The sequence below is a fragment of the Hansschlegelia beijingensis genome, assembly GCF_045505405.1.
GTDB classification, from domain to species: domain Bacteria; phylum Pseudomonadota; class Alphaproteobacteria; order Rhizobiales; family Methylopilaceae; genus Methylopila; species Methylopila beijingensis_A.
Genome location: NZ_JBJKEX010000137.1, coordinates 1 through 7427, shown reverse-complemented (window position 1 = coordinate 7427; position 7427 = coordinate 1). Strand labels below are relative to the sequence as shown.

General features: G+C 69.1%; 10 protein-coding genes and 1 tRNA gene. 4 read left to right on the top strand and 7 right to left on the bottom strand.

Annotated features, from left to right (window positions below; all coding sequences use genetic code 11):
* The 3 genes from ACIKT0_RS10170 to ACIKT0_RS10160 form a co-directional block, all read left to right on the top strand.
* On the top strand, positions 1–650 hold a 650-nt coding region (locus ACIKT0_RS10170; protein WP_407105239.1), incomplete at its 5' end, for a TOBE domain-containing protein.
* Positions 651–793: 143 nt separating this feature from the next.
* Positions 794–1249: an Hsp20 family protein gene (locus ACIKT0_RS10165; RefSeq protein WP_407105237.1), complete on the top strand. Its 456-nt coding sequence runs from the start codon at positions 794–796 to the stop codon at positions 1247–1249.
* A gap of 3 nt (positions 1250–1252) precedes the next feature.
* The gene (locus ACIKT0_RS10160; RefSeq protein WP_183394774.1) at positions 1253–1522 is read left to right on the top strand and encodes a BQ00720 family protein; all 270 of its coding nucleotides are present in this window, start codon (positions 1253–1255) and stop codon (positions 1520–1522) included.
* Between the two features lie 34 nt (positions 1523–1556).
* On the opposite strand, the gene ptsN is transcribed toward ACIKT0_RS10160, so the two are convergent.
* The 7 genes from ptsN to ACIKT0_RS10125 all read right to left on the bottom strand — a co-directional run bounded on the left by ptsN (position 1557) and on the right by ACIKT0_RS10125 (position 6951).
* Entirely contained in the window at positions 1557–2021 is a 465-nt protein-coding gene (gene ptsN / locus ACIKT0_RS10155) for a PTS IIA-like nitrogen regulatory protein PtsN (protein ID WP_407105236.1), read from the bottom strand.
* Positions 2022–2105: 84 nt separating this feature from the next.
* Positions 2106–2681, bottom strand: a complete 576-nt coding sequence (gene hpf, locus ACIKT0_RS10150) for a ribosome hibernation-promoting factor, HPF/YfiA family (protein ID WP_407105235.1) — start codon at positions 2679–2681, stop codon at positions 2106–2108.
* Between the two features lie 154 nt (positions 2682–2835).
* On the bottom strand, positions 2836–4359 hold the full coding sequence (rpoN, locus tag ACIKT0_RS10145; protein WP_407105234.1) for an RNA polymerase factor sigma-54: 1524 nt from the start codon (positions 4357–4359) through the stop codon (positions 2836–2838).
* Positions 4360–4490: 131 nt separating this feature from the next.
* Complete coding sequence (gene lptB, locus ACIKT0_RS10140) at positions 4491–5342, bottom strand: LPS export ABC transporter ATP-binding protein (protein WP_407105233.1); 852 nt, start codon at positions 5340–5342, stop codon at positions 4491–4493.
* A 25-nt stretch (positions 5343–5367) separates the two neighbouring features.
* Positions 5368–5979 carry an LptA/OstA family protein gene (locus ACIKT0_RS10135; protein WP_407105232.1) on the bottom strand — a complete coding sequence of 204 codons (612 nt, stop codon included), beginning with the start codon at positions 5977–5979 and terminating at the stop codon, positions 5368–5370.
* A 174-nt stretch (positions 5980–6153) separates the two neighbouring features.
* On the bottom strand, positions 6154–6768 hold the full coding sequence (locus tag ACIKT0_RS10130) for a ribonuclease D (RefSeq protein ID WP_183394779.1): 615 nt from the start codon (positions 6766–6768) through the stop codon (positions 6154–6156).
* Positions 6769–6866: 98 nt separating this feature from the next.
* Positions 6867–6951, bottom strand: a tRNA-Leu gene (locus ACIKT0_RS10125).
* A 132-nt stretch (positions 6952–7083) separates the two neighbouring features.
* Between ACIKT0_RS10125 and ACIKT0_RS10120 the strand changes: the two genes are divergently transcribed.
* The coding region (locus ACIKT0_RS10120; RefSeq protein WP_407105230.1) for an SDR family NAD(P)-dependent oxidoreductase at positions 7084–7427 on the top strand (344 nt) is incomplete at its 3' end.

Sequence of the window (7427 nt, the reverse complement as noted above, 5' to 3'; positions counted from 1 at the left end):
GCCGGGCCGCGCTCGCCCGCGCGTTCACGCGGCAGCCGCGCGCGCTTCTGTTCGACGAGCCTTTGGCGAACCTCGAGCCGCGCGAGCGCCTGGCGCTCCGGCGGCGGATCCGTGAGCTGCACAGGGCTTCGGGCGTCACGACGGTCTACGCGACGCACGACGCCGCCGACGCGCTCGCTCTGGCCGACCTGCTGGTGGTGATGGAGAACGGCGCCGTGGTGGAGGCCGGGCCGCCGGCCGAGCTCTACGACCGCCCCCGCCGTCGGCGCGTAGCCGAACTCCTCGGCGCGCCGCCGATGAACATCCTTCCGGTGCGGGCGAACCAGACGGGACTGTCGCTCGAGGACGGCACGCATCTCGGCGGCGCGAGCGTCATGACCACCGCCGTCTACGCCTTCCTGGGGGTCCGTCCCGAGAAGCTCTTCGTCCTCGACGACGCCGCGCCGCAGCCCGGCGCGAAGCTTCCCGTGACGGTGGAGGAGGTCGAGGCCGCGGGCGCGGACGTCTACGTCCACGGCCGCGTCGGCGGCCACCCGGTCACGGCCCGCCTGGCGAGCCGTCCCGAGATCGGCCCGGACGGCCGGCTGGTCCTCGGCGCGCGGCGCGAGCATCTCCATATGTTCGACGTGGAAAGCGGCGAGCGCCTCTAGGGGCGACGCTGGTCTGCCCCCCGCTGCGGTCGCTTGAAAGCGCATCGTATTGGAACCATCTTCACGCGTGGCCGGGCCCCGGCCATCGGAGCGCTTTATTTACGAGGCTCCGTCAAAGTCGCTTCCTGCGAGGACTTTGAGCGATGTCGCGTCTGACCAGTCTACAGAGTCCGTTCCTGCTCGGTTTTGACGGGCTGGAGCGCGTGCTCGACCGTGTGGCCAAGAGCGCCGACGGCTATCCGCCCTACAATATCGAGCGCCTCGCGCCGAAGGACGGGGAGCCCGAGCGGCTGCGGATCACGCTGGCGGTCGCGGGTTTCGCCCCCGACCAGATCGAGGTCACGCTCGAGAAGAACGAGCTCGTCATTCGCGGGCGCCCGCCGGCGGAGCGGGAAGACCGGCAGTTTCTCCACCGGGGGATCGCGGCGCGCCAGTTCACGCGCGCCTTCGTTCTCGCCGAAGGCATGGAGGTTCTCGGCGCGGATCTTGCGACGGGGCTTCTGGTGGTCGACCTCGCGCGGCCGGAACCGAAGCGTTCCGTTCAGCGTATCGCGATAAGGGCGCGCGATGAAAACCGCCGCATCGCGGAGAAGGAGTGAGTCATGGTGCGTGGAAATTCAGGCAACGAAGCCCGCAATCCGCTGACCCCCGCGGAATTCGCCGCGATCGGCGACGGCCACATCGCCTACGTGAAGCCGATCCTCTCGCAGGATCTCAACGCGCTGTTTCCGGAAGCTCCGGAACTCGAGCCCGGCCTCGAACTGTTCGCCCTGCTCGGCGCGGACGGCGTCCCGATCGTGGTCGCCGACACCCGTGAGGCGCTGATCGAAAGCGCACGCGAGCACGAGCTGGTCACCGTCAGCCTGCACTGAAGGAAGGCGCCCTCCGGGGCGCCTTCGCCGCGTCTCACGCAGCGTTCGAGGCGACGACCTGGGTGAGGACGGCGTGCAGCGCGCTGGCGTCACGCGAGGCGCGCAGCTTCTGGGCGGTCATCGGATCCCGCAGGACGCGGGCGACCCGCGCCAGCGCCTTCAGATGATCCGCTCCGGCGGTCTCCGGCGCGAGCAGCAGGAAGATCAGATCGACCGGCTCGCCGTCGAGCGCGTCGAAGTCGATCGGGCGGTCGAGCCGCGCGAACAGCCCGAACAGATTGTCGAATCGCGGCAGCTTGCCGTGCGGGATCGCGATGCCGGCGCCGACGCCTGTCGAGCCCAGCCTCTCGCGCTGCAGCAGCGTGTCGAAGACCTCCCGCTCGGGCAGGCCGGTGAGCTCGGCCGCGCGCGCGGCGAGCTCCTGCAGCGCCTGTTTCTTGGAGTTCACCTTCAGCGCCGGCAACACGGCGTTCGGCGCTATGAGATCGCTCAGGGGCATCAGACGTCTCAACCTTGCGTCGCGGCGGCCAGCGACGAGACGAAGCCTCCAGGCTTCCGCTCCGTCAATGGGCCGCAGAATGTCTCAATGGCCGTCGGCGCCGCCGGAGGGCGGATCGATCCAACCGACGTTTCCGTCTGACCGTCGATACACGATGTTTACGCGTCCATGGCTCGCGTGCCGGAACACCACGACCGGCGCGCCGGTGAGGTCAAGCTCCATGACCGCGAAGCCGACCGTCATGCGGCGCAGAGGCTTGGTGGATTCCGCCACGATCACCGGGCTCCAGCCTTCCGCCTCCTCCACGCCGTCGGCGGGCGACTCGAACACCACATAGGACAGCGGATCGCTGTTGTCGGCGTCCGCGTGATGGTCGCGGAGGCGGTTCTTGTATCGCTTGAGCCGCGTCTCGATCCGGCCGGCGGCCTGATCGAAGCTCGCATAGGCGTCCGGCGCCTCGCCGGCCGACTGCAGAACGATTCCGCTGTCCAGATGAAGCGAACACTCGGTCCGGAAGCCCGCGCCGTCCTTGCTGACGGTCACGTGGCCGGAGAATCCCCCGCCGAAATATTTCGTCATCGCGTCGGAGATCCGGTCCTGAACCTGTCCGCGAAGGGCCTCGCCGAGATCGAGGTTCTTCCCGGAAATGCGCAAGCCCATGTAGTCCGCTCCACTCAAGACGTCCGGCAGCAAGCTGGATCGGCAGCGCCAGCGAGGGTCGGCCAAGGAGTAAGATCGGCGGCACGCGAAGTCAATCAAGCCTCCCGGAGCCTGTGGAGACCTCTAAACCACTGCGATCTCAATAAAAACGGAACTAGACCGACTCCGCGGCCGCCTTCTTCTCACGGCGTCGTTGGACGGAGGACGGGATGCGGAGGCTTTCGCGATATTTCGCGACGGTGCGGCGGGCGATCTCGACCCCGCTGTCGTGGAGCCGTTTCACGATGGTGTCGTCGGACAGCACGTCGTCCGGGCTCTCCGCGTCGATCATGAGCTTGATGCGGTGCCGGACGGCTTCCGCCGAATGCGCCTCGCCGCCGTCCGCGTTCGCGATCGCGGCCGTGAAGAAGTATTTGAGCTCGAAAACGCCCCGCGGCGTCGCGATGTACTTATTCGCGGTGACGCGCGAGACCGTCGACTCATGCATGCCGATCGCGTCGGCGATCATCCTGAGATTGAGCGGCCGCAGATGCGCCACGCCGCGCGTCAGGAAGCCGTCCTGCTGCCGCACGATCTCGGTCGCGACCTTGAGGATGGTGCGGGCGCGCTGCTCGAGGCTGCGGGTCAGCCAGTTCGCGGTCTGGAGGCACTCGGTCAGGAACGTCTTCTCGACCTCGTTCTTCGCGATCTTCACCACCTTCGCGTAGTAGGACTGGTTCACCAGCACGCGCGGCAGCGAGTCCGCCACCAGCTCGACGATCCAGGAGCCGTCGGGGGCGGCGCGGACGATCACGTCCGGCACGACCGGCTGGACGATCTCGGCGCCGAACATGTGACCGGGCTTCGGGTCAAGCCGGCGGATCTCGGCCAGCATGTCCAGAAGATCCTCGTCGTCGACGCCGCACAGCCGGCGGAGCGCGGCGTAATCGCGCCGGGCGGCGAGTTCGAGATTCTCCACCAAGGCCTGCATCGCGGGATCGAAGCGGTCCCGCTCCCGGAGCTGGAGGGCCAGGCACTCCTGCAGGGAGCGGGCGCCCACTCCCGTCGGCTCGAAGGTCTGGATGACCGCCAGCACCCGCTCCACCGCCGGAAGCGGCGCCGCCAGCCGCTCCGCGACGGTCTCCAGAGGCTCCCGCAGGTAGCCCGCAGGGTCCACCAGGTCGATCAGGTGCGCGCCGATCAGCCGCTCGGTCGGGTCCGTGACCGTGAGGGCGAGCTGGCGCTCCAGATGGTCAGCCAGCGTGGTCCGCTCGGCCACATAGGCCTCGAGGTCGGCGCCTTCGCCCGAATAGGAGCCGCCGGCGCCGAGGCCGGACCAATCCCCCGGCTCGGGCGTCGCCGGAAGCGTCGGCCGCTCCGCAGACTGCGGCGCGTCGTCCGGGAAGACGTTTCCGAAGTCGGTGTCGAGCCGCGCCTCGATGGAGGAGCGGGATTCGGGCTCGACCGCGTCGCCCCACGACTCGTCGGCCTCGCGCTCCGCGGAGCTCGCAGCCGAACCCTCCGGCGCGGCCTGCTGGCTATCGTGGAGCTCCAGAAGGGGGTTCTGCTCGAGCTCGCGATCCACATAGGCGGCGAGGTCGAGGCTCGAGAGCTGCAACAGCTTGATCGCCTGCATCAGCTGCGGCGTCATCACCAGCGACTGGGATTGGCGCAGCTGCAGCTTCGGGGTCAGAGCCATCAGGCGAGTGCTCTCCGGCGCAAGCCGCCGGTCGTGCGATGACGACGAGCCGGCTCGAACCTAAATCGTTACGCGCGGGCGGACAGAGGCCCAGTGGGCCAATTCTTGCATGAGGATGGCCCGCGCGTCTCTTAAAGCCGAAATTCCTCCCCGAGGTAAAGCCGTCGGACGTCCTGGTTCTCGACGATCTGCTCCGGAGAGCCCTCCATCAGCACGCCGCCGGCATGGATGATGTAGGCGCGGTCGATCAGCCCGAGCGTTTCGCGCACATTGTGGTCGGTGATCAGGACGCCGATGCCGCGGTTGGTGAGATGACGCACCAGGGCCTGGATGTCTCCGACCGCGATCGGGTCGATGCCGGCGAACGGCTCGTCCAGCAGCATGAAGCTCGGCCGGCTGGCGAGCGCCCGGGCGATCTCGACGCGGCGGCGCTCGCCGCCCGACAGCGCGATGGACGGGGATTTGCGCAGCCCTGTCAGGCCGAACTCGTCCAGCAGCGCGTCGAGGTCGTGCTTGCGCTTCGCGCGGTCGGGCTCGACCACCTCCAGCACGGCGCGGATATTGTCCTCGACCGAGAGGCCGCGGAAGATCGAGGCCTCCTGCGGCAGATAGCCGATGCCGAGTCGGGCGCGCCGGAACATCGGCAGCCGCGTCACGTCGGCGCCGTCGAGCTCGATCCGGCCGCGGTCCACCGGCACAAGGCCGGTGATCATGTAGAACACCGTCGTCTTGCCCGCGCCGTTGGGCCCGAGCAGGCCGACCGCCTCGCCCCTGCGGACCCACAGGCTCACGTCCTTCACGACGGAGCGCGCGCCGTAGCTCTTGGCGAGGTTGGTGGCGGAGAGCGCGCCGCCTCCGCCGGTGGCCGCGTAGTCGAACTCCGTCATGTTGCGGGTCGACGCGCCGCCGCCCGAGCCATCAGGCGCCGCGAGCGCTGGGCGGCTGGAGGCGCCGCGCGAAATCACGGACAAGGTCGGCTCCATTCGGGCTTCGTGACGATCGCGCCGCTCAGTTCTTCGAGGCCCCGGCCTGATCCCGCTGGCGCGGCTTGAAGACGCCTTGGACGCGCCCGCCGCCGCCGCTTTCCACGCGCGAGGTCTGCGTGGTCATGTTGACGTGGAGCCGGTCGCCCCGCACGACGTTGCCGTTCTGGGACACCACCACGCCGCCCGTGAGATCGGCGGTGTTCGCCTGCGTGTCGAACACGCCGCGCGCGCCGGTCGCCCGCTGATCCTTCTGCGTGACGACGACGTCGCCCTCGGCCTCCATGCGACGGATGTCGCGGCCGGCCTCGGGCGTCGCGCCGCCGGCCGGGGCCTTGGTCTCGCCCTGGGTCGGCTTCACGCCCCCGGAGTTGGCGGGAGACTTGTTCTTGTCGAAGTAGAAGATCGTCAGCTTGCGCGAGGTCAGGGTCGACTCGCCCTGCTTCATCACCACGTTGCCGGTGAAGATCGCCGACTGCTCCTGGTCCCGCACCTCGAGATTGTCGGCCTCGATGTTCACGGGCTCGTCGGACTTGAGCGAGAAGCCCGAAAAGGCGCTGGTGACGCCCTGCTGCTGTTGCGCCGCAGCGGGCGAAGAGACGGCGAGCACGGCAAGCACGGCAAGCTGAAATCTCATCGTCGACTCCTCGTCCGCGGCCGGGACAGGCCTCCCTCTGCGCCTGCCCGCGCAGCGCCGTCTTTCGTGTCCGGCTTGCCGGGCGCCGTCAACTGGTCTCGTGACGTTCTTGCGACGCCGGACGCCTCGCGAAGTATGGAGAGGACGCGCCGGCTACAAGCGCCGCGGGCGCGCTCAGGTGTGAGCGAAGATGTCGCTGTCGGCCCAGCCCGCGAGATCAAGCGCGGCGCGCACCGGCACGAAGGCGAAGCAGGCGTCGGCGAAGGCCGAGCGACCCTCGCGCGCCAGCAGCGTGTCGAGCCGCTCGCGAAGCGCGTGGAGATAGAGCACGTCGCTCGCCGCATAATTGAGCTGCGCTTCCGAAAGCTCCTCCGCGCCCCAGTCGGACGACTGCTGCTGCTTGGAGATCTCGACGCCGAGAAGCTCGCGCACGAGGTCCTTCAGGCCGTGGCGGTCGGTGTAGGTGCGCACCAGCTTGGAGGCGATCTTGGTGCAGTAGACCGGCTCGGTCATCACGCCGAACGCCTTGTAGAGGGCGGCGACGTCGAAGCGCGCGAAGTGGAAGAGCTTCTGAACCGAACGGTCGCGCAGCAGGCGCTCGAGATTGGGCGCGCTGTTCTGGCCAGGCGCGATCTGCACGAGATCGGCGGAGCCGTCGCCGGTCGAGAGCTGAACCAGGCAGAGCCGGTCGCGGTTGGGATTGAGGCCGAGGGTTTCGGTGTCGATCGCGACGGCGGCGCCTGCCGCATAGCCGTCGGGAAGGTCGCCGCGATGGAACCGGATCGTCATGCTGCCGCCTCTGGAAGGATCGGACGCGCGCCGACGGCGGCCCTTAAGGGGAGAGGCCGCCCCGGCGCCGCGAAATCTCGCGGCGCCGGTCGGCGTCTTGGTGCCCAGGAGAGGACTCGAACCTCCACGGTGTTACCCACACGGACCTGAACCGTGCGCGTCTACCAGTTCCGCCACCTGGGCTCGCGGCGGGTCTTAGGGGGCCGGAGGCCGCCGTGTCAATGGCGTAGGCGACGCGGCGGTCGCTTTACGGCCCCCGGCTTCTGTCTTAGGTCTGGCCGGCCCGCGGCGCGAGGCCGCAAGGAGACCAGGAAAATGACGATCGCTGAAGTCCGCCGGCCGGTCGGGGACAAGCTCGTCACGGTGTTCGGCGGCTCCGGATTCATCGGCCGGCACGTGGTGCGCGCGCTCGCCCGCGACGGCTGGCGCGTCCGCGTCGCGGTCCGCCGGCCGGATCTCGCCGGTCATCTGCAGCCGCTCGGCGGCGTCGGCCAGATCGTGGCCGTGCAGGCCAATGTCCGATTCCCCGAATCAGTCGCGCAGGCGGTTCAGGGCGCGGACGCCGTGGTGAATCTGGTCGGCATCCTGTCCGAGAGCGGCAAGCAGAGCTTCGACGCCGTGCAGGGCCGCGGCCCCGCCGTCGTGGCCGAGGCCGCCCG

Coding starts and splice junctions, on each gene's coding strand:
- ACIKT0_RS10165 (WP_407105237.1), top strand. CDS start 794: ATGTCGCGTCTGACCAGTCTACAGAGTCCGTTCCTGCTCGGTTTTGAC.
- ACIKT0_RS10160 (WP_183394774.1), top strand. CDS start 1,253: ATGGTGCGTGGAAATTCAGGCAACGAAGCCCGCAATCCGCTGACCCCC.
- ptsN (WP_407105236.1), bottom strand. CDS start 2,021: ATGCCCCTGAGCGATCTCATAGCGCCGAACGCCGTGTTGCCGGCGCTG.
- hpf (WP_407105235.1), bottom strand. CDS start 2,681: ATGGGCTTGCGCATTTCCGGGAAGAACCTCGATCTCGGCGAGGCCCTT.
- rpoN (WP_407105234.1), bottom strand. CDS start 4,359: ATGGCTCTGACCCCGAAGCTGCAGCTGCGCCAATCCCAGTCGCTGGTG.
- lptB (WP_407105233.1), bottom strand. CDS start 5,342: ATGGAGCCGACCTTGTCCGTGATTTCGCGCGGCGCCTCCAGCCGCCCA.
- ACIKT0_RS10135 (WP_407105232.1), bottom strand. CDS start 5,979: ATGAGATTTCAGCTTGCCGTGCTTGCCGTGCTCGCCGTCTCTTCGCCC.
- ACIKT0_RS10130 (WP_183394779.1), bottom strand. CDS start 6,768: ATGACGATCCGGTTCCATCGCGGCGACCTTCCCGACGGCTATGCGGCA.